The organism is Rhizobium skierniewicense (genome assembly GCF_014196515.1).
Taxonomy (GTDB): domain Bacteria; phylum Pseudomonadota; class Alphaproteobacteria; order Rhizobiales; family Rhizobiaceae; genus Agrobacterium; species Agrobacterium skierniewicense.
The window spans coordinates 279,977-305,366 of record NZ_JACIDV010000001.1 but is presented as its reverse complement, the minus strand read 5'-3'; the positions used below and the strand labels follow the sequence as shown (position 1 = coordinate 305,366).

At 56.9% G+C, this 25,390-nt stretch carries 22 protein-coding genes; 10 read left to right on the top strand and 12 right to left on the bottom strand.

Annotated features, from left to right (window positions below):
* Position 1: 1 nt before the first annotated feature.
* From GGQ73_RS01335 to GGQ73_RS01325, 3 genes are all read right to left on the bottom strand, one after another.
* Positions 2–1,132, bottom strand: a complete 1,131-nt coding sequence (locus GGQ73_RS01335) for an ABC transporter permease (RefSeq protein ID WP_183893348.1) — start codon at positions 1,130–1,132, stop codon at positions 2–4.
* Complete coding sequence (gene oppB / locus GGQ73_RS01330) at positions 1,125–2,048, bottom strand: oligopeptide ABC transporter permease OppB (protein ID WP_183893346.1); 924 nt, start codon at positions 2,046–2,048, stop codon at positions 1,125–1,127. The genes GGQ73_RS01335 and oppB overlap by 8 nt, the downstream gene beginning before the upstream one ends.
* A gap of 131 nt (positions 2,049–2,179) precedes the next feature.
* Positions 2,180–3,778, bottom strand: coding sequence for a peptide ABC transporter substrate-binding protein (locus GGQ73_RS01325; RefSeq protein WP_183893344.1), 1,599 nt, complete (start codon positions 3,776–3,778; stop codon positions 2,180–2,182).
* 214 nt (positions 3,779–3,992) lie between these two features.
* Between GGQ73_RS01325 and GGQ73_RS01320 the strand changes: the two genes are divergently transcribed.
* The 8 genes from GGQ73_RS01320 to GGQ73_RS01285 all read left to right on the top strand — a co-directional run bounded on the left by GGQ73_RS01320 (position 3,993) and on the right by GGQ73_RS01285 (position 12,424).
* Positions 3,993–4,772, top strand: coding sequence for a DeoR/GlpR family DNA-binding transcription regulator (locus GGQ73_RS01320; protein ID WP_183893342.1), 780 nt, complete (start codon positions 3,993–3,995; stop codon positions 4,770–4,772).
* Positions 4,773–4,874: 102 nt separating this feature from the next.
* Entirely contained in the window at positions 4,875–6,386 is a 1,512-nt protein-coding gene (glpD, locus tag GGQ73_RS01315) for a glycerol-3-phosphate dehydrogenase (RefSeq protein ID WP_183893340.1), read from the top strand.
* 72 nt (positions 6,387–6,458) lie between these two features.
* Entirely contained in the window at positions 6,459–7,541 is a 1,083-nt protein-coding gene (locus GGQ73_RS01310; RefSeq protein ID WP_183893337.1) for an ABC transporter ATP-binding protein, read from the top strand.
* A 12-nt stretch (positions 7,542–7,553) separates the two neighbouring features.
* Complete coding sequence (locus GGQ73_RS01305) at positions 7,554–8,624, top strand: ABC transporter ATP-binding protein (protein ID WP_183893335.1); 1,071 nt, start codon at positions 7,554–7,556, stop codon at positions 8,622–8,624.
* 3 nt (positions 8,625–8,627) lie between these two features.
* Entirely contained in the window at positions 8,628–9,494 is an 867-nt protein-coding gene (locus tag GGQ73_RS01300) for a carbohydrate ABC transporter permease (RefSeq protein ID WP_077106305.1), read from the top strand.
* Between the two features lie 14 nt (positions 9,495–9,508).
* Positions 9,509–10,327 (top strand): carbohydrate ABC transporter permease, encoded by an 819-nt coding sequence (locus GGQ73_RS01295; protein ID WP_178111639.1) that lies wholly within the window; start codon positions 9,509–9,511, stop codon positions 10,325–10,327.
* 15 nt (positions 10,328–10,342) lie between these two features.
* Entirely contained in the window at positions 10,343–10,624 is a 282-nt protein-coding gene (locus GGQ73_RS01290) for a DUF2160 domain-containing protein (protein WP_174155083.1), read from the top strand.
* A gap of 78 nt (positions 10,625–10,702) precedes the next feature.
* A complete protein-coding gene (locus tag GGQ73_RS01285; protein WP_183893333.1) occupies positions 10,703–12,424 on the top strand; it encodes an ABC transporter substrate-binding protein in 1,722 nt (573 codons plus the stop codon).
* A 252-nt stretch (positions 12,425–12,676) separates the two neighbouring features.
* Here the strand turns inward: GGQ73_RS01285 and iolB are convergent, their stop codons facing one another.
* The 5 genes from iolB to GGQ73_RS01260 form a co-directional block, all read right to left on the bottom strand.
* A complete protein-coding gene (gene iolB / locus GGQ73_RS01280; protein ID WP_183893331.1) occupies positions 12,677–13,486 on the bottom strand; it encodes a 5-deoxy-glucuronate isomerase in 810 nt (269 codons plus the stop codon).
* Between the two features lie 16 nt (positions 13,487–13,502).
* The gene (iolE, locus tag GGQ73_RS01275) at positions 13,503–14,402 is read right to left on the bottom strand and encodes a myo-inosose-2 dehydratase (protein ID WP_183893329.1); all 900 of its coding nucleotides are present in this window, start codon (positions 14,400–14,402) and stop codon (positions 13,503–13,505) included.
* A complete protein-coding gene (gene iolD / locus GGQ73_RS01270) occupies positions 14,399–16,228 on the bottom strand; it encodes a 3D-(3,5/4)-trihydroxycyclohexane-1,2-dione acylhydrolase (decyclizing) (RefSeq protein ID WP_183893327.1) in 1,830 nt (609 codons plus the stop codon). The genes iolE and iolD overlap by 4 nt, the downstream gene beginning before the upstream one ends.
* The gene (locus GGQ73_RS01265) at positions 16,225–18,150 is read right to left on the bottom strand and encodes a bifunctional 5-dehydro-2-deoxygluconokinase/5-dehydro-2-deoxyphosphogluconate aldolase (protein ID WP_412762945.1); all 1,926 of its coding nucleotides are present in this window, start codon (positions 18,148–18,150) and stop codon (positions 16,225–16,227) included. The genes iolD and GGQ73_RS01265 overlap by 4 nt, the downstream gene beginning before the upstream one ends.
* A gap of 128 nt (positions 18,151–18,278) precedes the next feature.
* Positions 18,279–19,094, bottom strand: coding sequence for a MurR/RpiR family transcriptional regulator (locus GGQ73_RS01260; protein WP_183893323.1), 816 nt, complete (start codon positions 19,092–19,094; stop codon positions 18,279–18,281).
* Between the two features lie 164 nt (positions 19,095–19,258).
* On the opposite strand from GGQ73_RS01260, the gene GGQ73_RS01255 reads away from it, so the two are divergent.
* A complete protein-coding gene (locus GGQ73_RS01255; protein ID WP_174155097.1) occupies positions 19,259–20,884 on the top strand; it encodes an ABC-F family ATP-binding cassette domain-containing protein in 1,626 nt (541 codons plus the stop codon).
* A 50-nt stretch (positions 20,885–20,934) separates the two neighbouring features.
* Here the strand turns inward: GGQ73_RS01255 and GGQ73_RS01250 are convergent, their stop codons facing one another.
* The 4 genes from GGQ73_RS01250 to GGQ73_RS01235 form a co-directional block, all read right to left on the bottom strand.
* Positions 20,935–21,168, bottom strand: a complete 234-nt coding sequence (locus GGQ73_RS01250) for a DUF2171 domain-containing protein (protein ID WP_174155099.1) — start codon at positions 21,166–21,168, stop codon at positions 20,935–20,937.
* A gap of 109 nt (positions 21,169–21,277) precedes the next feature.
* Positions 21,278–23,032, bottom strand: coding sequence for a chemotaxis protein (locus tag GGQ73_RS01245; RefSeq protein ID WP_183893321.1), 1,755 nt, complete (start codon positions 23,030–23,032; stop codon positions 21,278–21,280).
* 134 nt (positions 23,033–23,166) lie between these two features.
* Entirely contained in the window at positions 23,167–23,820 is a 654-nt protein-coding gene (alkB, locus tag GGQ73_RS01240; protein ID WP_183893769.1) for a DNA oxidative demethylase AlkB, read from the bottom strand.
* Positions 23,820–24,455 carry a hypothetical protein gene (locus GGQ73_RS01235; protein ID WP_183893319.1) on the bottom strand — a complete coding sequence of 212 codons (636 nt, stop codon included), beginning with the start codon at positions 24,453–24,455 and terminating at the stop codon, positions 23,820–23,822. Before GGQ73_RS01235 ends, alkB begins: the two co-directional genes overlap by 1 nt.
* A 169-nt stretch (positions 24,456–24,624) precedes the next feature.
* Between GGQ73_RS01235 and GGQ73_RS01230 the strand changes: the two genes are divergently transcribed.
* On the top strand, positions 24,625–25,359 hold the full coding sequence (locus tag GGQ73_RS01230) for a metallophosphoesterase (RefSeq protein ID WP_183893317.1): 735 nt from the start codon (positions 24,625–24,627) through the stop codon (positions 25,357–25,359).
* Positions 25,360–25,390 lie beyond the last annotated feature (31 nt).

Here is a 25,390-nt window from a genome sequence, read left to right as displayed (position 1 = left end):
GTCAGCGATCCTTGGGATCGAGCGCGTCACGCAGACCGTCGCCCACAAAGTTCAGAGAAAACAGCGTCAGCACGAAGAAGGTCGCCGGGAAGATCAGCAGCCATGGAGCCGACTGCATATTGCTGGCACCTTCGGAAATCAGCGCCCCCCAGCTGGTCAACGGCGCCTGAACGCCAAGACCGAGGAATGACAGGAAGCTTTCCAGAAGAATGACCTTCGGCACCACCACAGTCACAAAAACGACCACCGGTCCGATGGTGTTGGGAATAATGTGACGGCGGATGATCTGCCAGTCTGTCAGGCCCAGCGCCTGCGCGGCACCCACGAATTCACGCCGTTTGAGAGCCAGCGTCTGGCCACGCACGATGCGCGCCATATCCAGCCATTCCACCGCCCCGATGACAAGGAAGATCAGGATGAAACTTCGCCCGAAGAACACGACGAGCACAACGACCAGGAACACGAAAGGCAACGAATAGAGAATTTCCACGAAGCGCATCATCGCATTATCGACACGCCCGCCAATATAGCCTGCGGTTGCGCCATAGACGACACCGATACCGAGTGAGACGAGGCTGGCGAGAACGCCGACCGCAATCGAGATCTGCCCCCCCAGCATGACCCGAACGAGAAGGTCGCGACCGTTGCTGTCTGTGCCGAAGAAGAAATATTCTCGGTTCACATCGCCTTCGATCTTCAGCGTGCGGCCATCGTCTTCGGTGGCCACGACTGTGGTGTTTTCGAACTCATTGGCACGGTCGAAATAGCGCGTCGTGCGCGGATCGATCTGGCTGGACGACGTCACGGTCGCCGTAAATTTCTGGCCTTCGACCGCGAATTCCTTGAGGTCGACCCGTGCACGACCGGCAACCCCGTCCATCACACCCTGAAGACTACCGGCATCGGGCCGGGCTTCGAGGCTGGGCGGCACCGAGACGTAGGACGAAAACACCTGATCATAGGTGTGGGTGAGGAAATGCGGGCCTAGAAACGAAAACAGCGTGATCAGCAACAGCATGACCGAACCGGCCATGGCGGCTGTGTTTCGTCGGAAACGCATGGTTGCGAGTTGGAACAGGCTTCGGCTTTTCACCGAAGGAGAAACGGCTGATGTGCCGGGGATATCAGTCATGTCTGACCCTCGGATCAAGAAGGCCGTACAAAATATCGACCACCAGATTGAAAACGATGACGAACAGCGCGATGAGAACGACCGTTCCCATGACAAGCGTATAGTCACGATTGATAGCACCCAGCACGAAATACCGCCCGACACCGGGAATGGTGAAGATGGTTTCGATGACGGCAGAACCTGTAAGAAGTGCCGCGGCGCAAGGTGCAAGATAGGAAACCACCGGCAGCATCGCCGCGCGCATGGCATGGACGATGACGACGGTTCGAGCAGGCAGACCATAGGCCTTGGCGGTGCGAATGTGATCCATCCGCAACGCCTCGATCATCGAGCCGCGCGTCAGCCGCGCGATGACAGCAAGCTGCGGCAGCGCCAGCGCAATCATTGGCAACAGCAGATAACGCAGCGAACCATCGCCCCAGCTTCCGGCGGGCAAAAGACCGAGCAGAACGGCAAAGACCAGCGTCAACACGGGCGCGACGACGAAGTTGGGCACGGTCACGCCAACCGTCGAAAACGACATGAGCGAGAAATCGAAAAAACTGTTCTGCCGCAGGGCTGCGAACGTCCCCGCCAGCACGCCACCGACCAACGCCAGCAAAAGCGCGTAGAAACCGAGTTCCAGCGAATAGGGCAGACCCTTGCCAATCAGTTGGGCAACGGTGTTGTCCTTATAAATGTAGCTGGGACCGAAATCGCCGGTCACGGCGTTTTTCATGTAGATGAGGTACTGACGCCACAATGGTTCATCCAGATGATAGGTTCTCATCAGGTTTTCCATGGTCTGCGGGGGCAGCGGACGCTCAAGATTGAACGGACCGCCTGGCGCAAACCGCATCAGAAAAAAAGAAATCGTGACGACGATAAACAACGTCGGCACGGCGCTCGCCAAACGGCGCAGAACGAAAGAGATCATAAATGTCAGGCTCCGGCATGGCACGGCGGCAAAGGTCAACGGGATTTCACCCGCCGTGACTTTAGCCCGTTCTCGCAAACATGTCGCGCAGGGATGCGCGACATGTTTCAGAACCACCGTGGCAGCACTGCTTATTCGGAAACGCTCAGGAAGCGGCTGAGGTGCTCGTTGTTGGCATTGTCCACCCAGCCCTTGACACGGTTGGAAACCAGCCAGAGGTCCGCCTGTGTCAGGAACGGCGCAACCGGCTGTTCCTTCATCAGAATGGTCTCCGCCTCGTGCAGGATCTTGTTGCGGGCAGCAGGATCTTTCTCATCGTAAGACTTTTTCATCAAGGCATCGAATTCAGGATTGTTGAACTTCGAATAGTTGAAGGTCTTGTTGGACGAGACAGACAGCGCGAGGAAGTTTTCAGCGTCCGCATAGTCGGCAACCCAGCCAGCACGGGCAACGTTGAACTTGCCACCTTCCTGCAGGTAACCGTAGTGCGATGCGACGTCGAGGTTGACCAGCGAGACATTGGCACCAAATGTGGTCTTCCACATATCGGCAACGGCTGTCGCGACACGCTCGTGGTTGGGGTTTGTGTTGTAACGGATTTCGACGGAAAGCGGCTTGCCGCCGTCACCGTAACCGGCTTCCTTCATCAGTTTCACGGCTTCGTCTTCACGGTCGAGCTGCGACATGGACGCGAAATCGGCCTTCGCAGGCTCGCCGTAGCTACCCATGCCGGGCGGTACCATGGAATAGGATGGAAGCTGCGATCCGCTGTAGATTTCCTTGGCAAGGAAATCGCGGTCAACGGCCATGGAAAGCGCGCGGCGAACGCGAACGTCGTTGTACGGCGCTTCGCGTGTGTCGAAGGTGTAATAGTACGTCGCAAGTGTCGGAGACACATGGACCTGATCGCCATAGGACTTGCGCAGCCGGTCTAGCTGATCTGCCGAGAAGTTGTAGGCCAGGTCCATTTCCTTGGCTTCGAAACGACGAACGGACGCGGCCTGGTCATCGATCGGATAGAAGATGACTTTGTCGATCTTGGTGTTGGCAGCATCCCAGTGGTTCGGGTTCTTGACGACTGTCAGGCTGTCATTGGGAACGTGGGCCTGCAGCGTGTAGGCACCGTTGGATACCATCACACCGGGCTTCACGAAATCGGCGCCGTTCTTTTCGACGCTTGCCTTGGAAACCGGAAGCGCTGTCTGGTGCGCCAGCAGTTCAAGGAAGAAAGGGGTCGCGCGCTCAAGCGTGATTTCGAGCGTTTTCGCGTCCACGGCCTTCACGCCGAGCTCTTCGAGCTTGGCTTCACCCTTGTTGATCTTTTCTGCATTCTTGATGGGGTAAAGAATGTTTGCGTATTTCGCCGCCGTCTTCGGGTCCTCGACGCGCTGATAGGAAAACACGAAGTCCTCGGCAGTCACAGGCGTACCGTCGGACCATTTGGCATTTTCGCGCAGCTTGAATGTGTAAACCGTGCCGTCATCCGACAAGGTCCAACTTTCGGCGGTACCAGGAATGATCTTACCATCAGCACTATAGGTGGTCAGACCCTCATAAAGGTCCTTCACGATGAAAGCTTCGATATCGATCGACGTCTGCGCCTGATCGAGAGTTTGTGGCTCTCCGGAATTTCCACGATGCAGAACGGTTTCTGCGAGAGCTGAACTGGCGCCAATCAGAAGCGAGCCGAGCAGGATAGCGGCGCGCGTTGTTGTTTTTATAGTCTGCATTTTTTTAATTTCCCCATAAAGTGTGAGAGCGCGCAAACAAGGACAAAATCCGCTGAGGCGCAACCCCAATATTTATCAGGCGGACAAATTAGAACTCTCACCAGGTGGCTAGTTGTGGAAAACCTTTCTCCAAACCGGCCCGAGGCCACACTTTCGTTTTCAAAAAAAATGCAATAAAACGAAAGTCCACAGATAAGGTCGGGTAGAAGCATCCATGTTTTTCTCATCGCGCCAGCTTGATATCATTGACCTCGCAAAATCCGAAGGCAAGGTCAGCGTCGACGATCTGGCCTCGCGATTTTCAGTCACGGCGCAGACGATCCGCAAGGATCTGAACGATCTTTGCGAAGCCCGCGCACTGACACGAATCCATGGCGGCGCGATCTTTCCCAGCAGCAGGGAAAATGTGAAATACGAGGCACGACGCTCGATTGCTGCGGCGGAAAAACAGGCGATTGGACGCGCCGCTGCGGAGATTATCCCGAACAACTCATCGCTGCTCATCAACATTGGCACAACCACCGAAGCAGTCGGCGAGGCATTGATCGCGCATCGGGAGTTGATGGTTATTACAAACAATATCAACGTTGCCAACAGGTTAAGAATATTTCCCGACATCGAGGTCGTGATTGCCGGCGGTGTCGTTCGCGGCACAGACGGCGGTATTGTCGGTGAAGCCGCGGTAGATTTCATCCGCCAGTTCAAGGTGGACTACGCCGTGATCGGCGTATCGGCCATTGATAAGGACGGCGCCCTGCTGGATTACGACTTTCGTGAGGTGAAGGTCGCGCAAGCCATCATCGCAAATGCGAGGCACGTCATTCTCGTGTCCGACTCCAGCAAATTCGAGCGCACGGCACCGGTCAGAATAGGTCATCTTTCGCAGGTCCACACGTTCATAACAGACCACTGTCCGCTTGAATCCGTAAAAGCCATTTGCACCGAAAACGACGTTCATTTAATCGAAACCGAACGTTCGAAGCCTGAAAACTGAAATGATGAGCATTCGTTTGACATTCACTTTGTTTTCATTTTAACTCCTGTTAATTTCGAATTCCAAGAATAAGCGGCGGAATGTCGCATCAGGGAGAGTGACGTGACGGAACAGGCGGTTCGCGATATTTTCGTGATCGGTGGGGGCATCAACGGATGCGGCATTGCCCGTGATGCCGCCGGACGCGGCTATTCCGTGACATTGGCCGAGATGAACGATTTTGCTTCCGGAACCTCTTCAGGGGCAACCAAGCTCATTCACGGTGGCCTTCGCTATCTCGAACATTACGAGTTTCGTCTGGTGCGGGAAGCGCTGATGGAGCGCGAAGTCCTCTGGGCCATGGCACCGCACATCATCTGGCCGATGCGCTTCGTTTTGCCGTTTCACAGGGGCGGCATCCGCCCCGCCTGGCTCATTCGCCTCGGTCTATTCCTCTATGATCACTTGGGCGGTCGCAAACTGTTGCCGGCCACGAAATCGCTCGACATGCGCCGCGATCCCGCAGGCAAGCCGTTGAAGCCGCTCTTCACCAAAGCCTTTGAATATTCAGACGGCTGGGTGGATGACGCTCGCCTCGTTGTTCTGAATGCCCGTGATGCCGCCGACCGTGGCGCAGACATCATGAGCCGCGCGAAAGTGGTATCCGTTCGCCGTAACGGCGAGCTGTGGAATATTGATATCAAGGAAAGCGCGACCGGCACCGTCAAGTCCGTTCAGGCGCGCATGTTGGTCAACGCCTCCGGCCCTTGGGTAGATAATGTTCTTTCCAACGCAGCCGGCAAAAATCAGGTTCACAATGTCCGTCTGGTTCAGGGCAGCCACATCATCGTGAAAAAGAAGTTCAACGATGTCAGGGCCTATTTCTTCCAGAACCCCGACAACCGCATTATTTTTGCGATCCCCTACGAGACGGATTTCACGCTGATTGGCACGACTGACCGCGACTATGATGGTGATCCTGCAGATGTGAAAATCAGCGGCGAGGAGACCGATTACCTGTGCAACGCTGCCAGTGAATATTTCGCCGAGCCGGTCACGAAAGACGACATCGTCTGGACCTATTCGGCGGTGCGCCCGCTGTTTGACGACGGTGCGTCCAGTGCGCAGGAAGCAACACGCGACTACGTGTTGAAGCTTGAAAATGCCGATGGGCAGGCACCTCTTCTCAACGTGTTCGGCGGCAAGCTGACAACCTATCGCCGTCTGGCGGAACACGCGTTGGAGAAGGTAGCGGAAGCCATCGGCGACAAGGGCAAGCCCTGGACGGCCAAGAGTTCGCTTCCGGGCGGCGACTTCGCAGCGACTGGTTATGAGGCTGAAGTCAGCAGGCTCAAGGCGAAATATAGCTTTCTATCGGAGCGGCAAGCGCGCAGACTGGTGCGCCTCTACGGCACGAAATCACATGCGATCCTTGCCGATGCGACGAGCATGGCAGCACTTGGCCAACATTTCGGTGGCGATCTCTACGAACGCGAAATCGAGTGGTTGATCCGCCAGGAATGGGCCAGAACCAGCGACGACGTGCTGTGGCGCAGAACGAAGCAGGGGCTGCACTTCTCCAAGGAGGAAGCAGCCGCGCTGGATACTTACATGGCGACAGCTATCGCCGCTTGACGTTTGCCGCGATCGGCAGGCGTTTGAAAATTTGAAGCAGATATCTTGCAGGTTGGGAGGCCTCGGGACAGCATGCTGGAATTACGCAATATCGCCAAGATGGTGGGTGGTGATTACCACATCTACCCAACCAATTTGACCCTCAAGCGGGGCACGCTCAACGTGCTGCTGGGGCCGACGCTATCCGGGAAAACATCTCTGATGCGGCTGATGGCCGGTCTGGATAAGCCCACCGAAGGGCAACTGCTGTTCGATGGCACTGATGTGACCGGCAAGCGCGTGCAGGATCGCAGCGTCGCCATGGTGTACCAGCAGTTCATCAACTATCCGGCGCTCACCGTTTACGAAAACATCGCCTCCCCGATGCGCATCGCCAAAAAGGACAAGGCGACGATCGATCGGGAAGTGCGTCGCGCTGCCGATCTGCTCCGCCTTACGCCCTATCTCGACCGCACGCCGCTCAACCTTTCCGGCGGTCAGCAGCAGCGCACAGCACTCGCACGCGCCATCGTGAAGAATGCCAGTCTTGTTCTGTTGGACGAGCCTTTGGCCAATCTCGATTACAAGCTGCGCGAAGAATTGCGTGAGGAATTGCCAAAGATCTTCGCACTGTCCGGCGCCATCTTTGTCTACGCAACGACCGAACCATCCGAAGCACTGCTTCTAGGCGGCAACACCGCCACAATGCATCAGGGGCGCATTGCCCAGTATGGCAGCACCATTGAACTCTATAGAAATCCGGTCGATCTCGTCTCTGCCAGGACCTTCGCTGATCCGCCACTCAACATCATGGAACTGACCCGCTCCGGTGCATCGTTCCTGTATAACGGCCAGCCGGTGTTCGACGTACCCGCGCACCTCTCAGGCATTGCCGATGGCCCTGTCACCGTCGCGTTCCATCCGCACCACCTCTATCCGACACCAACCCACAACGGTGCGGTGAAGCTTGGGGCAAAGACGTTGATCTCGGAAATCGCCGGTTCGGAAAGCTTCATTCACGTCGATTTTGCTGGCAACCGCTGGGTGATGCTGACGCGCGGTATTTTGGATATCGAACCGGACCGTCAGGTCGATGTCTATCTGGATACCCGCCATCTGATGGCGTTCGATGCGAATGGCAGCTCGCTTGCACGTCCCCAACCAGCAGCCGCGTGAGGAGAAGAGACCATGGCACGCATCAGTCTCGATCATATCCGCCACGCCTATAACGCCAAGGCCAAGGCAGCCAACGATTACGCCCTGAAGGAAGTGAATTACGAATGGAGCGATGGCGGTGCCTATGCGCTGCTCGGCCCATCCGGCTGCGGTAAAACCACCCTCCTCAACATCATTTCCGGCCTGATCAATCCTTCGGACGGCCGCATCCTGTTCGACGGCCGAGACGTCACGAACCTGCCGACGGAACAGCGCAACATTGCGCAGGTGTTCCAGTTTCCGGTCATCTACGACACGATGACGGTTTACGATAATCTGGCCTTTCCACTGCGCAATCGCGGCGTAGCGGAGACAGATGTGGATCGTCGCGTCAACGAAATCCTGGAGATGATCGATCTTGGCGCGATGGCAAAGCGTCGCGCCAATCGCCTGACCGCGGATCAGAAACAGAAGATTTCGCTGGGCCGAGGCCTTGTCCGCGACGATGTCAACGCCATCCTGTTCGATGAGCCTCTGACCGTCATCGATCCGCACATGAAATGGGTGCTGCGCTCGCAGTTGAAACGGCTGCACAAGCAGTTCGGTTTCACCATGGTCTATGTCACGCATGACCAGACGGAAGCCATGACCTTCGCCGACAAGGTCGTCGTCATGTATGACGGCCAGATCGTGCAGATCGGCACGCCCGCTGAATTGTTCGAGCGACCAAGCCATACCTTCGTCGGTTACTTCATCGGTTCGCCCGGCATGAATTTCATGCCTGTATCGCTCGATGGCGCACAGGCAAAAATAGGCGATCAATACGTCTTGCTCGACGCAGCCCCGGGTGTAACGTCGGGCGCGAAGACGGAACTCGGCATTCGCCCGGAATTCATTTCGCTGGGTCGCGAGGGCATGCCCATCACAGTCAGCAAGGTCGAGGATATCGGCCGACAGAAGATCGTCCGTGCCAACTTCGCCGGACATCCGCTGACGGTGGTGGTGCCGGAGGACGCGGATATCCCATCAGAACCGCGCGTCACTTTCGATCCAAAAGCCATCGGCATTTACGCCGATAGCTGGCGCGTTGGCACGGGAGCCTGAACCATGGAAAAGACGTTCAACAACAAGGCATGGTTTCTGGTCATCCCGGTTCTGATCCTGGTGGCATTTTCCGCCGTCATTCCTTTGATGACGGTCGTCAACTACTCGGTTCAGGATACGTTCGGAAACAACCAGTTCTTCTGGGCCGGAACGGACTGGTTCGTGCAGATGCTGCATTCGCCACGCTTCTGGGATGCGCTGATGCGCAACCTGATCTTCTCCTTCGTTATTCTGGCAATCCAGATTCCGCTCGGCATTCTCATTGCGCTCAACATGCCGAAAACCGGTCTAGGCGTGCCGGTCTGCCTTGTGCTGATGGCGCTGCCGCTTCTCATCCCGTGGAACGTCGTGGGCACCATCTGGCAGGTCTTCGGGCGCGTCGACATCGGCTTTCTCGGCCATTACCTGTCCATGCTTGGTATCGACTATAATTATACGCAGGATCCGGTCGATGCATGGGCCACCGTCATCATCATGGATGTCTGGCACTGGACGAGCCTTGTGGTTCTGCTGTGCTATGCCGGCCTGGTCTCCATACCCGATGCCTATTACCAGGCGGCCCGTATCGATGGGGCGTCGCGCTGGTCGGTCTTCCGCTACATCCAGTTGCCGAAGATGAAGCGCGTGCTGCTGATTGCCGTTTTGCTGCGCTTCATGGACAGTTTCATGATCTACACCGAACCCTTCGTCGTGACCGGCGGCGGTCCTGGTAACTCTACCACATTCCTCTCCATCGACCTCGTGAAGATGGCCGTTGGCCAGTTCGATCTGGGTCCGGCAGCGGCGATGTCGATCATCTACTTCCTGATCATCCTCGCCCTTTCGTGGATCTTCTACACCGTCATGACCAACAGCGACGAACAGGCTTGAGAAAGGAGACCATCATGAGCAATTCAAAATCCATCGCCCGCTTCTCCTTCCTCATCCCGACGATCTACATCCTGTTCCTGCTGCTGCCGATCTATTGGCTCGTGAATATGAGCTTCAAGGAAAACGGTGAAATTCTCGGTGCGTTCTCGCTGTGGCCGCAGAACCCAACATTGCGAAACTACACCATCATCTTCACAGATCCGGCATGGTATAATGGCTACATCAACTCCATCATTTACGTGGTGATGAACACCGTCATTTCGGTCGCCGCCGCCTTGCCTGCCGCCTATGCGTTCTCTCGCTATCGCTTCCTTGGCGACAAGCACCTGTTCTTCTGGCTCTTGACCAACCGCATGGCGCCACCTGCCGTTTTCGCCCTACCGTTCTTCCAGCTGTATTCCGCCTTCGGTTTGATCGACACGCATATCGCCGTTGCGATTGCTCACTGCCTGTTCAACGTTCCCTTGGCGGTGTGGATCCTCGAAGGCTTCATGTCGGGCGTTCCCAAGGAAATCGATGAAACCGCCTATATCGACGGCTATTCCTTCCCGCGCTTTTTCGTGAAAATCTTCATGCCCCTGATTGCCAGCGGCATCGGTGTCGCGGCCTTCTTCTGCTTCATGTTCTCGTGGGTGGAACTGCTGCTGGCCAGAACGCTGACGACCACAGCTGCCAAGCCTATTGCCGCGACCATGACCCGCACGGTCTCAGCCTCCGGCATGGATTGGGGCGTGCTGGCAGCGGCTGGGGTGCTGACCATCATTCCCGGCGCCCTGGTCATCTATTTCGTCCGAAACTACATCGCCAAGGGCTTTGCCCTCGGCCGCGTCTGAGAAAGGAAGAGATCGATGAGTTTTTCCTGGATGGCGTGGACACTCCCCACGGCTCTGTTTTTTCTGACCATTCTGGCGCTTTTGATCGGCATGGGAATTTGGGAATATGTATCGCCCGGCGGCAATCCGCGCGTCGGCATATTGCGGTTCGAGACCACGCGCGGCGACCGGCTGTTCGTGTCTTTGCTCGGCTCTGCATTCATCCACCTCGGTTGGCTTGGCCTCGTTGGCCCCGGCCTGTGGTGGGCACTGGCTCTTTCGGTCGTCTATGCGATTGGCGTGTTCCGCTTCGTATAGGCTGGCTGACGGGAATACCGGGAGGGAGGACCGCCCGGATATGCATCTACGCAATCGCAAAACCTTGGGAGGATTATTATGCGAATGCATCTTTTGACGACGACGGCGGCGGCACTTCTGGCCATATCAGGCGTGGCAAATGCCGGAATGAACGAGGCCAAGACCTTTCTGGACAAGGAAATCGGTGATCTCTCCAGCCTTTCCCGCGCTGATCAGGAAAAGGAAATGCAATGGTTCATCGATGCTGCAAAACCTTTTGCCGGCATGGATATCAAGGTCGTCTCGGAAACACTGACGACGCATGAATACGAGTCCAAGGTACTGGCAAAAGCCTTTACCGAAATCACGGGTATCAAGCTGACGCACGATCTCATCGGCGAAGGCGACGTGGTGGAAAAGCTGCAAACGCAGATGCAGTCTGGCGAGAACATCTACGACGCCTTCGTCAACGATAGCGATCTCATCGGCACCCACTGGCGTTACCAGCAGGCCCGCAACCTGACGGACTGGATGGCCAACGAGGGCAAGGACGTCACAAATCCCGGTCTCGACCTGAAGGATTTCATCGGCACCAAGTTCACGACAGCACCTGACGGCAAGCTCTACCAGCTTCCTGACCAGCAGTTCGCGAACCTCTACTGGTTCCGCTATGACTGGTTCAACGACGAAAAGAACAAGGCCGACTTCAAGGCCAAGTATGGCTATGACCTCGGCGTTCCCGTCAACTGGTCTGCCTACGAGGACATTGCCGAATTCTTCACAGGTCGCGAAATCAACGGCAAAAAAGTCTATGGCCATATGGATTATGGCAAGAAAGACCCGTCGCTCGGCTGGCGCTTCACCGATGCCTGGCTGTCCATGGCTGGCAACGGCGACAAGGGCCTTCCGAACGGCCTGCCGGTCGATGAATGGGGCATCAAGGTCAACGAGAAATCGCAGCCGGTCGGCTCCTGCGTTGCCCGTGGCGGTGACACCAACGGACCAGCCTCGGTCTACGCCATCCAGAAATATCTCGACTGGTTGAAAGCCTATGCACCTCCAGCAGCACAGGGTATGAACTTCTCCGAATCCGGCCCGGTCCCGGCGCAGGGCGAAGTCGCGCAGCAAATCTTCTGGTACACGGCCTTTACGGCTGATGCGGTCAAGAAGGGACTGCCCGTCGTCAACGAGGATGGCACGCCGAAATGGCGTATGGCCCCCTCCCCGCACGGCGTTTACTGGAAAGACGGCATGAAGCTTGGCTATCAGGACGTGGGTTCCTGGACACTGATGAAGTCCACTCCTGATGACCGCGCCAAAGCCGCATGGCTCTACGCGCAGTTCGTGACGTCCAAGACCGTTGACGTGAAGAAGAGCCATGTCGGCCTGACGCTCATCCGCGACTCGTCGATCAACCACGAGAGCTTCACCAAGCGCGCCAAGGAACTCGGTGGCTTGATCGAGTTCTACCGCTCGCCAGCCCGCGTTCAGTGGTCGCCAACCGGCACCAATGTTCCTGACTATCCAAAGTTGGCACAGCTGTGGTGGCAGGCAGTTGGTGACGCCTCGTCGGGCGCAAAGACCGCGCAGGAAGCCATGGATTCGCTTTGCGCCGAACAGGAAAAGGTCATGCAGCGTCTGGAACGTGCAGGCGTTCAGGGCGAAATCGGACCAAAGCTGGCTGAAGAGCACGATCTTGAATACTGGAACAAGGACGCCGCCTCGAAGGGCAACCTTGCACCACAGCTGAAGATCGCCGAGGAAAAAGAAAAGCCGATGACCGTCAATTATGATGAGCTGGTCAAGAGCTGGCAGAAGTAGTCTGCTGCGACAAACGATCCGGGGGGCAGCTCGCTGCCCCCTTTTTTTCGGGCGCATGACAGATGCCCACACCAATACCATCATCATCGGGTTTGACCCGAAAATTTACACAGGTAAGAGCGGGGTGCGATGTATGCCTTGTTCTGCTCCTACCTGAAGACACATGGTCAATACGAGGCGCCTGAGGGTCTTTCAAGAACCCTGATACGTCCGAACCTTCCTGTCATGCGCTTGATCATCGGCGCCTGGGTGTTAACCGTTATCTCGCTTGAATATCCAGTCGTGATCCGGATGGTTTTCGAACCGCCACTTGCGCATCGGTCCCGCCATGACGTTGAGATAATACATCTCGTAGCCATAGGGCGCGCCGCAAGGGTGATGGCCTTTTGGCACAAGCACCACATCGCCATCCGAAACGGCCATGGTTTCATCCAGCGAGCCATCTTCGGTAAAGACCCGCTGAAAACCGAAGCCCTGGGCCGGGTTGAGGCGATGGTAGTAGGTTTCTTCCAGATAGGTCATGTCGGGGAAATTATCCTCGTCATGCCTGTGCGGCGGGTAGGACGACCAGTGACCGGAGGGGGTGAAGACTTCCGTGACCAGCAGGCTGTCGGCCACATCGCGATCTTCCATGGCAATGGGGAAGATGTAGCGCGTGTTGGCACCCTTGCCGCGTTCGCTGAGCGAAATACCATCGGGGCCGATGATCTGCGCTTCCCTGCCCGGCTTGGCCGGTGCGGTGCACACGCCGATGGTACAATCTGTTGTGGCGGTTACCGACCATGAGGACCCGGCAGGAATGTAGACACAGTGTGGCGGCTTGCGCTCGAACACATTCATGCGATCGCCGAGTTCGCCGAATTTTTTGTCTTCGGACGAAACGTCAGCCTTCCCTTCGACCAGAACCAGGATGACTTCGGTATCCCCGGTTTCCTCAGTCGCCGTCTCGCCTGGTTTCAGCCGGTAGAGACCGAAACCAACATAACCCCAATTGGCACTTTCAGGCGTGATATCGTGAACCTTGCCGGTCTTTCCGGTTGGTTTGCGCAGCAGATTGGCCATCTGTCATCTCCTTGTTTCAGGCTTTGTCCAGTCCCGCTTCCTTGGCGAAAGCGCGCAGGGATGTCAGGCCAAGACTTTGATACTCAAACGGGTTGCGCACGTCAGGGTCCTGCTCGGCCTCGATCACCAGCCAGCCGCTATAGTCATGCTCGGCGGCAATCTTCAGCACAGGTAGAAAATCAACGCCGCCCTCCGCATCGCCGGGAACGGTGAAGACACCTCGGCGTACGCCTTCAAGGAAGGAGAGATTGTCGTCGCGAACCTGTTTTGCGATCACGGGGCGAACGTTCTTTGCGTGAATATGGCCGACCCGACCCATGTGCTTTTTCGCAAGCCGCTCCGGGTTGCCACCGCCAAACAGCGTGTGGCCCGTGTCAAGCAGCAGCTTGGTATGCGGTCCGGTACGCTCCATCAAGCGGTCGATCTCGTCTTCGCTTTCGATGATGGTGCCCATATGGTGGTGGTAGACGAGTGCGATACCCTGCTCGGCAGCAAACGCCGCCAGTGCCTCGACGCCTTCGCCGAATGCCTTCCAATCGCCATCGGCAAGTTTGGGACGATCATTGACCGGCTTGCCGTCGTCGCCATGAATGGCGTTCGAGGTTTCACAGACGATGATGACCTTGGAACCCATGGCCTTGAGCAGATCGAGCGCTGGCTGCATGGCCGCTTTCTCGTCTTCGATGGCGTTGGTCAGCAGATTGAGCGAATGCCAGCCGGACACGAAACGCAGATTGCGCGGTTCCAGCACGGCTTTCAGAGCATCTGGCTCCTGAGGGAATTTATGACCCTTCTCGATGCCGTCGAAACCGATTTTCGATGTCTCGTCCAGGCATTGGTCGAGGCTGATATGGGCGCCCAGCGTGCGGTCGTCGTCATTGCTCCACGCAATGGGGTTCGTGCCGTAAAGGATCATGATGATTGTCTTTCTTTCAACGCCGCTTCGTAAGCTGCGCGTGCATTGTTGACTTCTTTACGCTGCGAAACTTCCGGCACCGCGACATCCCACCAGTAGCCACCGGCCTCGGGGGTCGGATAGGGGTCAGTATCGATGACGATGACAGTCGTCACCGTTGACTCCCGCGCCGCATTCAAAGCGGTCTCCAGTTCCGCAATCGAGGACACCTTGTGCGCATCCGCGCCCATGCTGGCGGCGTGGGCGGTGAAATCGATGGCGATGGGGTTGGTGTGGTTGCTGTGGGCGTAAAGATTGTTGAACTCCGCACCGCCGGTGCCCATTTGCAGCCGGTTGATGCAGCCGTAGCCCCGGTTGTCCGTGATGACGAGCGTGATCTTCACACCCATCGCAACGGCGGTTGCCAGTTCCGAATTCATCATCATATAGGAACCGTCGCCCACCATGACGATCACGTCCCGATGCGGCTCAGCCATCTTGATGCCGAGGCCACCGGCGATTTCGTAGCCCATGCAGGAGAAGCCGTATTCCATGTGGTAGGAGAGTGGTAGCTTGGCTTTCCACAGCTGGTGCAGCTCTCCCGGCATAGTACCTGCCGCACACATGACGACGGTATCGTCACGCGACGCGCGCTGCACGGCACCGATAACCTGCATGTCGGTGGGCAGGCTATTGGCTTCGGTTGGTGCTGCGGTGGCGGCGTCGGCCTTTGCAAACCATTGCTGTTTCAACGCAGTGTCAGGTGCCGCAAAGCGGTGGCTCCCCAACGCGTTTGACAGTTTTTCCAGTCCCACTTTCGCATCCGCCGTCAGGCTGATAGCATTGTGCTTGGAGCTGTCATAGGGCTGGACATTCAGCGCCAGCAACTTGCGATCAGGGTTCTTGAACAGCGCCCAGGAGCCGGTGGTGAAATCCTGAAAGCGGGTCCCGATACCGAAGACGAGATCGGCCTTTTCCGCGATGGCATTGGCGCTGTCTGCACCTGTCACGCCAACGGGGCCGAAGTTCAGATCATGATCCCAGGCCAGCGCGGATTTACCAGCCTGCGTTTCGATGACTGGAATGGAATGCGCTTCAGCAAAATTTTTGAGCGTTTCCGCCGCGCCTGAAAAATGCACGCCGCCGCCCGCGACGATGACCGGATTTTTAGCCCTCTTCAACGCCGCAACGGCCTCTTCGAACTCGGCGACATCCGGCTCAGGGCGACGATGACGCCAGGTTTTTTTCTCGAAGAAGCTTGCCGGATAGTCATAGGCTTCCGCCTGCACGTCCTGACAAAATGCCAGCGTCACCGGCCCGCAATCGGCAGGATCTGTCAGGGTGCGCATAGCTCGAGGCAAGGCGGTGAGAAGCTGTTCGGGGCGCATGATGCGGTCGAAATAGCGGCTGACGGGCTTGAAGCAATCATTGGCGGAAACGGTGCCATCACCGAAGTCCTCGATCTGCTGCAACACCGGGTCCGGGCCACGATTGGCGAAGACATCTCCGGGGATCAACAGAACCGGCAGACGGTTGACATGGGCAAGTGCTGCCGCCGTCACCATGTTCAAGGCGCCGGGGCCGATGGAGGACGTGACCGCCATGGCGCGGCGACGACCGAGCTGCTTGGCGTAAGCGATGGCGGCATGCGCCATGGATTGTTCGTTCTGGCCGCGATAGGTCGGTAGCTCATCGCGGATGCCATAAAGCGCCTCTCCTATGCCAGCCACATTGCCATGGCCGAAAATCGCCCAGACACCGGAAATATAGGTCTCGCCATCTTCGTTCATCTGCGCGGCCAGATAGCGAACCATTGCCTGCGCTGCCGTCAAACGTATTGTCGTCACGCTCCCTCTCCCTTGTTCTTTGCGGCGCGCGCCTCATCCCAGATGCGGCACAAAGCGCTGTAACGTTCCGCCATCTGCTTCACGGCCTCCTCGCCGCTTATCGTACCTGCCAGAAAGGCACGCCCCGCATCCGCAAAAATCGTGCGGCCGACAGCAAAGCCCTTGACCAGATCAAAACCCGCCGCCAGCCTGAAACTGGTCTCGAGCTCAGCCTGCGGTGCATCCAGACCCAGCACGACGATGCCACGCACGTAAGGGTCATTGCGCTCGACCGCTTCGCACGCGTTTTTCCACGCCGCTTCGCTTTTCATCGGCTCCAGCTTCCACCAATCGGGATAGACGCCGATCTCATAGAAACGGTCGATGATTTTTGCAGTCGTCATATCATCCACCGGGGCGACCTTGGAGGGAATGACCTCCAGCAGCAGTTCCAGCCGGTTGCGCCGCGCCGCCTGAAACAGGCGTATGACTGTCGCTTCCTGTTCTTTGCGCAACTCTTCAGAATCATTAGGGTGATAGAAGCACAGAACTTTGACGACATTGTTGGCTGGCCACTCATTGAGGCCGCCGAAATCAAGACCGATTTCAGGCTCCAGCGTCAACGGGCGAGAGCCAGGCCATTCCACCGGCCTGCCGATCCAGAGATTGGTACCGCTTGCTTCGTAAAGCGCGTCACGGCCAAGTCGGCTGTCACAGAGGATGCCATAGCCAGCTTCGCCGCCGGACACCTGAAGGGCTGCTTTCAGGCAAAGCGCCTTGAAGTCCCCGATCTTGGCGCGGTCAACACCCGCCTCATCCGCCATGGCTTCCAGTTGCATGCGATGATCGAAGGCGAAGACGCGCATGGTGCTCCAGTCACCCTTACGGTTGGTCGCCCAATGCACCTGCTCCAACGCCTCGTCCTTGCGCAGCGCCTTGTTCCTGATACCGGTGCGGAAGAAATATTGCAGCTCTTCCCAGCTGGGATAAGCTGGCGTGCAGCCATGCCGAGACACGGCGAAAGCACCGCAGGCATTGGCATATTTGAGCGTCGTCGGCCAGTCTTCGCCGCGCAGCCAGCCCCGGAAGAGGCCAGCCATGAAGCCGTCGCCTGCACCCAGCACGTTGAAGACCTCGATGGGGAAACCCTCACCGGACAAGCCATCATCCAGACTGGCAGGAATATCGCCCGGAAAAACCGTTGCCCCCATCGGGCCGCGCTTGCAGACCAGTGTCGCGTTTGAGACCTTCCGAACCGCGTTCAGAGCTTCCAGCGTATCGGTCGAACCACCGGCGATATGGAACTCCTCTTCCGTTCCGACGATCAGGTCGAACAGATGCAACGTCGATTGCAGCTTGGCGGTGACCTTCTTCGATTCCACGAAGCGGCTTTCGCCATCACCATGGCCCGCGACGCCCCAGAGATTGGGGCGATAGTCGATGTCGAGCGCTGTCTTTGCGCCGCCTTCCCGCGCCAGACGCAGCGCCTTCAATACGGCGGCTTCCGTCTTCACGTTGGATAAATGTGTGCCGGTGACGCAGACGCAGGCGGCATCGGCAATGAAGGCAGGATCGATATCCTCTTCGCACAGCGCCATATCTGCGCAGTTTTCGCGATAGAAAATCAACGGAAATTGCGATTGGTCGCGAATACCCAGCAACACAAGGGCAGTCAGCCGCTCCGGGTCGGTCTTCACACCACCGACATCCACACCTTCACGAACAAGCTCTTCGCGGATGAAGCGTCCCATATGTTCGTCGCCGACGCGGGTGATCACGGCGGTCTTGAGACCCAGACGTGCGCCACCAGCTGCGATGTTTGTTGGGGAACCGCCGATATATTTGTTGAAGGAGGACATATCCTCCAGACGGCCACCGATCTGGGCGCCGTAGAGATCAACCGACGAACGGCCAATCGTAATAAGATCGAGCTTTTTCACGATCGTCCTCCCTCGCTGTAGCGCGAAACCCGGATATGGAATGACACTCCAAAATCATTCCATTTCACGCATTTCATTTCAGGTTATTTTTGGACTATAAATTCCATTTTTCTGGATTTCAACATAAATATTCAATTTTGCCTCTGTGCACCAACGCCGACAGCGAGCGCTATGGCGACGCAAAGTGTGGCTGAAAGCGATCGGAAGGCACCGAAATCCACCTCGGAGACCGCGAGGATCGTCGCGCCCAGCTTCCGCATCGGGCTCACGGCCGTATCGGTTATCGCCACCACCGGAACGCGGCGCGCGAGGCTTGAGGACGCAAGGTCCATCGTCTCCGCTGAATAGGGCGCGAAGGTGATGGCCAGCACGACGTCGCCATATCTTATCGCACTTTCATTGTGCAGTTGCCCGACAGATGCGTGCAACATGGCCGGAACGCCCATTTTTTCGAACGCATAGGCCAGATAGCTGGCGACCGCGAAGGACCGGCGCAGGCCGATAATATGGATGGTGCTTGCTCCCGACAGCACCTGTATCGCAGTTTCGAACTCCTGCGGATCGACCGTTTTCAGCACGTTTTCGAGCGATGCCCGCCCGGCGTCCACGAACTCTCCCAAAAGCAGCGCACTGCCATCTTCACCACTGTCACGCAGATTGCTGAGACGCGTCGTATAATCTGGCCAGCTGCCCGTGTAATGCTCGCGAAACAGGCGCTGCATTTCGGAAAAGCCGGAGAACCCCATGATCTGGCTGAAACGCATCATGGCGGATGGCGGAACACCTGCGCCATCCGCCAGTTCGGCGACGGTGGACACCGCGATGCGATCGGCATGTGCGGCGACGTGATCGGCGCATTGACGCAGGCGCTTCGGCAGTTTGTCAGTGATCTCCAGCAATCGCTCGCGAAAAGCTTCGACCGTTGCGGGGGCCGCGTTCACACTCATGATCTCTCCCTCATTGTTCAATCCCTCGTTGTTCTATCCCACTGGCAATATGGAATATCCATTCCAAAATATTTCACAAGGTTTCCATGTCGATTCATCGGGTGACAGCTACGGCCCGGCATGGCATAGGGACGCCACACCTCCAGCTTATCGGTTATCCTCTCATGATCCGCATCGAAAACATCAGCAAATCCGCCAGCCACCGCATTCTGTTCATCGAGGCGTCTGCCGCCCTTAACCGGGGTGAAAAGGTCGGGCTGGTTGGCCCCAACGGTGCGGGAAAGACGACGCTGTTTCGCATGATCACCGGTCAGGAACAGCCGGACGAAGGCCAGGTGGCCTCCGACAAGCACGTCACCATCGGCTACTTCAATCAGGATGTCGGCGAGATGGCGGGCCGCAGCGCGGTTGCCGAAGCGATGGAAGGTGCGGGTCCCGTCAGCGCGGTGGCGACCGAACTGCGAGAACTCGAAGCCCGCATGGTGGACCCAGACCAACTCGACCAGATGGACGAGATCATCGAGCGTTACGGTGAGGTACAGGCGCGCTACGAGGAGCTGGATGGCTACTCGCTGGAAGGTCGCGCCCGCGAGGTTCTGGCTGGCCTGAGCTTTAGCCAGGAAATGATGGACGGCGATGTCGGCAAGCTCTCGGGTGGCTGGAAAATGCGCGTGGCGCTCGCCCGCATTCTTTTGATGCGGCCCGACGTGATGCTGCTCGATGAGCCGAGCAACCATCTGGATATCGAAAGCCTTATCTGGCTCGAGAACTTTCTGAAAACCTATGACGGGGCGCTCCTGATGACCTCGCATGACCGCGAGTTCATGAACCGCATCGTCAACAAGATCATCGAAATCGATGCGGGATCGCTAACGAGCTATACCGGCGACTACGGTTTTTACGAGCAGCAACGTGCCCAGAACGAAAAGCAGCAGCAGGCGCAGTTTGAACGCCAGCAGGCGATGCTGGCCAAGGAAATCAAGTTCATCGAGCGCTTCAAGGCGCGAGCTTCCCATGCTTCGCAGGTACAGAGCCGCGTCAAGAAGCTGGAGAAGATTGACCGCGTGGAGCCGCCCAAGCGCAGGCAGACGGTGGCTTTCGATTTTCAGGCACCACCACGATCAGGCGAGGATGTCGTCTCGCTGAAGCAGGTGCATAAAGCTTACGGCCAACGCACCATCTATGAAGGACTGGATTTCATGATCCGTCGCAAGGAGCGCTGGTGCATCATGGGCGTCAACGGCGCTGGAAAATCGACCCTTCTCAAACTGATAGCCGGAACAGCCAAACCGGATACGGGCATTGTCAATGTCGGTGCCAGCGTCAAGCTCGGCTATTTCGCCCAGCATTCGATGGACCTGCTGGATGGCGATGCGACGATCCTGCAATGGCTGGAACAACGTTTTCCGAAGGCCGGACAAGCACCGCTGCGCGCGCTTTCCGGCTGCTTCGGTTTTTCCGGCGATGATGTCGAAAAGAAATGCCGGGTTCTCTCGGGTGGGGAGAAGGCGCGGCTCGTGATGGCGGCCATGCTGTTTGACCCACCGAACTTTCTGGTACTGGACGAACCGACCAACCACCTTGACCTCGATACCAAGGAAATGCTGATCAAGGCTTTGGGTGACTATGAGGGCACCATGCTCTTCGTTTCGCATGATCGCCATTTCCTCGCAGCCCTTTCGAACCGCGTTCTGGAACTGACCCCGGAAGGCATTCATCAATATGGCGGCGGATACATCGAATATGTCGAACGGACGGGCGCTGAGGCACCGGGTCTGATGAAGGCATAAAAAATGCGGCCTTAAGGGCCGCATTATGACTTTGATCGATTGCTGGCACTCTAGTTGAGTGTTTCCCAGTTGCTGCGCACGTCGGAGGCCGATCGGCTTAAATGGACATGGGCATCCACGTGATCGACCCACTCCAGCGGGATCAGGTGGTGCTTGCCATCTTCGGCATCTGTTTTCGTCAGCTTGATGCGGCTGGTTCCTTCCATATGGTCGACGGTGCCGACATGGCTTCCATCGGCGGAACGAACTTCCATATGCTCGCGAATTTTATCCTGAGAAATCATGGTCATTTCCTCCGTGTTTTCTTTTATTCACACGCAGAAAATGGATGGCGGGCCGTTTCGTTCCCGTCTTTCTCACGTTCAACAGTCGCGGCCTGAAGGTCGGCCGTTCCTAGAAAAGCGCGTCCGCAAACAGATCATCATCATCCGCTGCAGCTGCGTTGCTGGCAATGGAAGTGACATTTGCTCTGGCAGACGGAACACTTACAGGCAGAAAGCGAACGTGAATGTCGCGCTCCTGAGACATTGTGTAGAGCTTGTAGACCGCTGAGCTGAAGGTTTCTATCTTATGGCTGAAAGCAGAGACGTTTGCGTCAAAGCCTTGCGACAATTGTGCGGAGATCTGGCAGCATTCGTTAAAGGTGGCACCCAGCTCGCTTTCGAAGTCGAGCGTCACAACGGCTGAACTGATGCGGCTGAAAACGGCCTGACCTTCGTCGGCAAGGGCCTGCAAACCCGCATCCATCTGTGTCTTGGCGCGGCGGATTGCGTGGAGACTTTCGTTCAGCGGCAGAGCCAGATCAGCCGAAAGGCCTCGGCCCTGTTGTGCCAGCTGGCTCGTGGCGCCTTCGACACGCTGGAGTTCTTCGACGATGGCGTCGGCTGGCGTCTCCAGCTTGCCCGCGAACACTCGCATTTCACCGCTGACAACATTGACAGAGCGGCCGGCATCGCCAAGCTTAGAGCAGCGCAGATTGGAGTTAAGCGCCATGTAGTGAATATCGATCTTGATGGATCGCAAAATTTCAATGCCGCGTGACAATTCCTGCGCGCTGTTGGTCACGGACAGAACGACATTGTCGGCACCGGCGCTGCTCTCCTGCACACGGGTAACCAGATTACAGGCTTCAACGATACCCTGCTCCATCAGGGCCAGCGTGTCCTTGTCGCCATTGCGGGTCTTGTCGACCAGTTCATCGCGCAGAGACAGGATGCGCGCCGCATCATCGGCAAAGCTCGAAATGCTTTTGAATATCTTGGTGCAATCGCGATGGAAAGCGGCCGCTGTCTCGTTCATCTGCGCGCCAGCCATCTGCAGAACCGCTTCTTTCAAAACGGCATATTCACCGGCATCAAGCTGCTTTCCTTCGTCGGAAGACGCGAAATCATCCAGCATCTCCAACATGCGCTGGATATGTTCGATGCGCTGGCGGGTAATATCGCCGATCTGTAGGGAAGAAAGCACCGAGCCGATCTTGCCCTGAATGGTACTGGCGATCTTTTTCACCTGCGCGGCGATGTCAGACATCTCCTGCTGCTGCGTGGAAATACGCGCTGAGTTTTCGTTCAGTCCTGCGATAATTTGCGGAATGGTCGATTCGAAATCCGCAAGCGTGCCCGATGAATAAGAACGGGCCTTGATGAGCTGGGACCGCATCGCTTCGAGGTTCTTGGCAAAACGGCTGACTTCGTCTGCACCCGACTGGATGCGTTCGCGAATTTCATCGGCGAAGCCCGCAAATTCGGCGAGCCCAGCACCGGTGATCTTGACCGTGATCACGAAGGTCTTGAGATAGCGGATTGTCTCATGGATATCGTCAATATGCCCGCCTGTGGAGGAGCACATTTCTGCCAAGGAATTGAATGCCGCCTGGCGTGTTTTTTCCGTCTTCGGCAATTGCGCGAGATCATCGATGGTTTTGCCCAAACCATCGAGCGTTGTTTGGGCTGTCTGACCGTCGATCGTGCCGGTCATTCCGTCCAAAATGCCCGTCAGATTGGCCAGAATGTCCATGACGGACACCAGAACCGCTCCGCCTTCAAGAAACGCCTTTTCAATTCGCGCATGCGCAGCCGTCAGTTTGGAGGTGAACTCCACCTGTCTGTCGATCTCGAAAGTCGTCTTGAGCTGCTGCGCTGTGTTCATCGTCGTTTCCCGATCTCGTGTTGTGGAACAACGCTAGCTTCATTTCGGAAACGACAGGTAAATCAGTGCCCTCGCGGGCGACTTAATGCGATTTACAGTTAACAGTTGTGTAGGATTCGCTGATTAACGGGATGTCACACAGCCGCATGGCGGAACGTCAGATTGATGCGTGCCCGTCCGGCGGCGTCGTGGATGCCGTCCTTCAACGGCATAATGCCATGGAAGAACAGGCGGGAAGGACCGCCCCAGACGACGACATCACCATGACTGAGCACATGTTTGCGCACCGGATCGGTTCGGTTCATGCCACCGAACTGAAAGGTGGCAGGCAGGCCCAACGACACCGAAACAATGGGATTGGTGAAATCTTTCTCGTCCTTGTCCTGATGGAGAGACATTTTCGCGCCCGGCTCGTAGCGGTTGATCAGACAGGCATTGGGGATAAAATCTGGATAGCCAGCGTCCCGTGCAGCACTTTCGGCCAGCGACTGAAAGCTTTGCGGCATGGCTGGCCATGGTTTTCCACTCTCGGGATCAGTGGTTTGATACCGGTATCCTCTGCGGTCCGTCACCCAGCCAAAGGGTCCACAATTCGTCATGGCGACTGACATGGAAAAACCGCCCGGAGTGACCATGTGGCGAAAAGGGGCGGCGGACGAGATCTGGTCGACGGCGTGCAAGAGCGTCGAGGAAACATCCAATGCATGATGACGCAACAGCCATGCGCCATCTGCCATCTCGACACGCTTCGGGGCCGCCGCTTCGAGGCCAGAAAACAGATCATCCATCATGCGACCGTTTCCTGTTTCGTTGAAAGCGACGGGTGCAGACGCGGTGTGTATCCGGCGTGCAGGGTGTTGAGCGTAGAGGGCGGCGTGAGCAACCCGTCGACGAATGGCAAGGTCTGCACCGGTTGATATCCATCTGCATCCCAGTGATACGGCTTGCCCTCGACAATCAGAAAAGCATTCCCCGCAGCGGCAATCATGGCGCCATCTGGCAAATGTTCCAGAGGCGATAGCAGCATGTTCAACCGTTTGCGGCGAGACTGGAGCCTCTCCCGATGAAGCACGCTGTCCATGTCTTTGGAGCTGGGAGGGGAGACGCCATTCCCGGCTGCCCAAGCGCTCCGGAACCGATCGGCGTCATCACGGCGGCACTGGAAGCATGGGCGGTGACCGGCCGCCAAAGCTGTCGCTTCGTCAAAGAAGAAAAGTTCGGTCCAGCCGCGTGTCGCCATGACATCGCGGCGCACTTTCTTATAATCGCAATTGCACACCAGCCACGCCTTCGAGGTCCACCGTTTCGTCGTGAGGGTTTTGGTTCGAGGGTCATGAATCATGCCACGATTGCCGGTAAAAAGCCCGCGCAACGGAAGAGCGACGATGTCTCCAAAGGGATCGACCCGGTTCTGTAGCGTCATAAGCACCTCCCGTTATTTGTATCGGTCATACCAAAAACCCATGCAAAAGAGACGATTTTAGGGACAATGTGCGGATCAGGCCCACTGTCAATGCTGCGTTAAGCCTAATCGTTCATAGCTTTTCCATGAATTCGCGGCGTCGCCCAACCGCGAGGAAGGTCCAAAGACGATGCAAACACCCCAGATGCGCCGAAAATTGTTCTCGCATGACAGGCCCGACATTATCTATGCCATCGGCGATGTTCACGGGTGCTTTGATCTGTTGCAGGCGTTGCAGAAGAAGATCCTGAGCGATGCCGCGCACATACACGGCTCCAAATGGATCGTGATGCTGGGAGACTACATCGACCGCGGTCCGAAATCCTCCTACGTCATTCATGAGCTGATGCAGCCGATATCCGGTGATATCGATCGCTTTTGCCTTGCGGGAAACCACGAGGCGACGATGCTGGATTTTCTAAGCGATCCGCGAGAAGACCATCTCTGGCTTGAGTTCGGCGGAATGGAAACGCTGAAATCCTACGGGATCGGGGAGATACCGGCAGATAAGAAAAGCCTGAAAGCACGGCTTCACGAACACATTCCGCAGAGCCATATCGACTTCATGACATCGCTGCCATCGCTGCTGGCGGTGCCCGGCTTCTGTTTCGTCCATGCGGGGGTCGTGAACGGTGTGCCGCTGCAAAGGCAGCACGACAAGCATCTGTTGTGGATAAGGCCAAAGGATCAGACCGTTCCGGGTGCCGACAACCTGTTCATGACCGTGCACGGCCATACGCCTGTGCGCACTGTATCGCTTTCCGACAATCGTCTGAATGTAGATACCGGTGCGTTTATGACGGGGCGGCTATCTGCGGTGAAAATCACCCGCGATGGCGCCATTACGGTGATGCACGCCGAGTAGAAGGACTGCGCGACAAAGACGAAAACACCGG

What these genes read in the sequence shown, in the direction of transcription:
- GGQ73_RS01335 (WP_183893348.1), bottom strand. Translation starts at nt 1,132, where the DNA reads ATGACTGATATCCCCGGCACATCAGCCGTTTCTCCTTCGGTGAAAAGC.
- oppB (WP_183893346.1), bottom strand. Translation starts at nt 2,048, where the DNA reads ATGATCTCTTTCGTTCTGCGCCGTTTGGCGAGCGCCGTGCCGACGTTG.
- GGQ73_RS01325 (WP_183893344.1), bottom strand. Translation starts at nt 3,778, where the DNA reads ATGCAGACTATAAAAACAACAACGCGCGCCGCTATCCTGCTCGGCTCG.
- GGQ73_RS01320 (WP_183893342.1), top strand. Translation starts at nt 3,993, where the DNA reads ATGTTTTTCTCATCGCGCCAGCTTGATATCATTGACCTCGCAAAATCC.
- GGQ73_RS01310 (WP_183893337.1), top strand. Translation starts at nt 6,459, where the DNA reads ATGCTGGAATTACGCAATATCGCCAAGATGGTGGGTGGTGATTACCAC.
- GGQ73_RS01305 (WP_183893335.1), top strand. Translation starts at nt 7,554, where the DNA reads ATGGCACGCATCAGTCTCGATCATATCCGCCACGCCTATAACGCCAAG.
- GGQ73_RS01300 (WP_077106305.1), top strand. Translation starts at nt 8,628, where the DNA reads ATGGAAAAGACGTTCAACAACAAGGCATGGTTTCTGGTCATCCCGGTT.
- GGQ73_RS01295 (WP_178111639.1), top strand. Translation starts at nt 9,509, where the DNA reads ATGAGCAATTCAAAATCCATCGCCCGCTTCTCCTTCCTCATCCCGACG.
- GGQ73_RS01290 (WP_174155083.1), top strand. Translation starts at nt 10,343, where the DNA reads ATGAGTTTTTCCTGGATGGCGTGGACACTCCCCACGGCTCTGTTTTTT.
- GGQ73_RS01285 (WP_183893333.1), top strand. Translation starts at nt 10,703, where the DNA reads ATGCGAATGCATCTTTTGACGACGACGGCGGCGGCACTTCTGGCCATA.
- iolB (WP_183893331.1), bottom strand. Translation starts at nt 13,486, where the DNA reads ATGGCCAATCTGCTGCGCAAACCAACCGGAAAGACCGGCAAGGTTCAC.
- iolE (WP_183893329.1), bottom strand. Translation starts at nt 14,402, where the DNA reads ATGATCCTTTACGGCACGAACCCCATTGCGTGGAGCAATGACGACGAC.
- GGQ73_RS01260 (WP_183893323.1), bottom strand. Translation starts at nt 19,094, where the DNA reads ATGAGTGTGAACGCGGCCCCCGCAACGGTCGAAGCTTTTCGCGAGCGA.
- GGQ73_RS01255 (WP_174155097.1), top strand. Translation starts at nt 19,259, where the DNA reads ATGATCCGCATCGAAAACATCAGCAAATCCGCCAGCCACCGCATTCTG.
- GGQ73_RS01250 (WP_174155099.1), bottom strand. Translation starts at nt 21,168, where the DNA reads ATGATTTCTCAGGATAAAATTCGCGAGCATATGGAAGTTCGTTCCGCC.
- GGQ73_RS01245 (WP_183893321.1), bottom strand. Translation starts at nt 23,032, where the DNA reads ATGAACACAGCGCAGCAGCTCAAGACGACTTTCGAGATCGACAGACAG.
- alkB (WP_183893769.1), bottom strand. Translation starts at nt 23,820, where the DNA reads ATGGATGATCTGTTTTCTGGCCTCGAAGCGGCGGCCCCGAAGCGTGTC.
- GGQ73_RS01235 (WP_183893319.1), bottom strand. Translation starts at nt 24,455, where the DNA reads ATGACGCTACAGAACCGGGTCGATCCCTTTGGAGACATCGTCGCTCTT.
- GGQ73_RS01230 (WP_183893317.1), top strand. Translation starts at nt 24,625, where the DNA reads ATGCAAACACCCCAGATGCGCCGAAAATTGTTCTCGCATGACAGGCCC.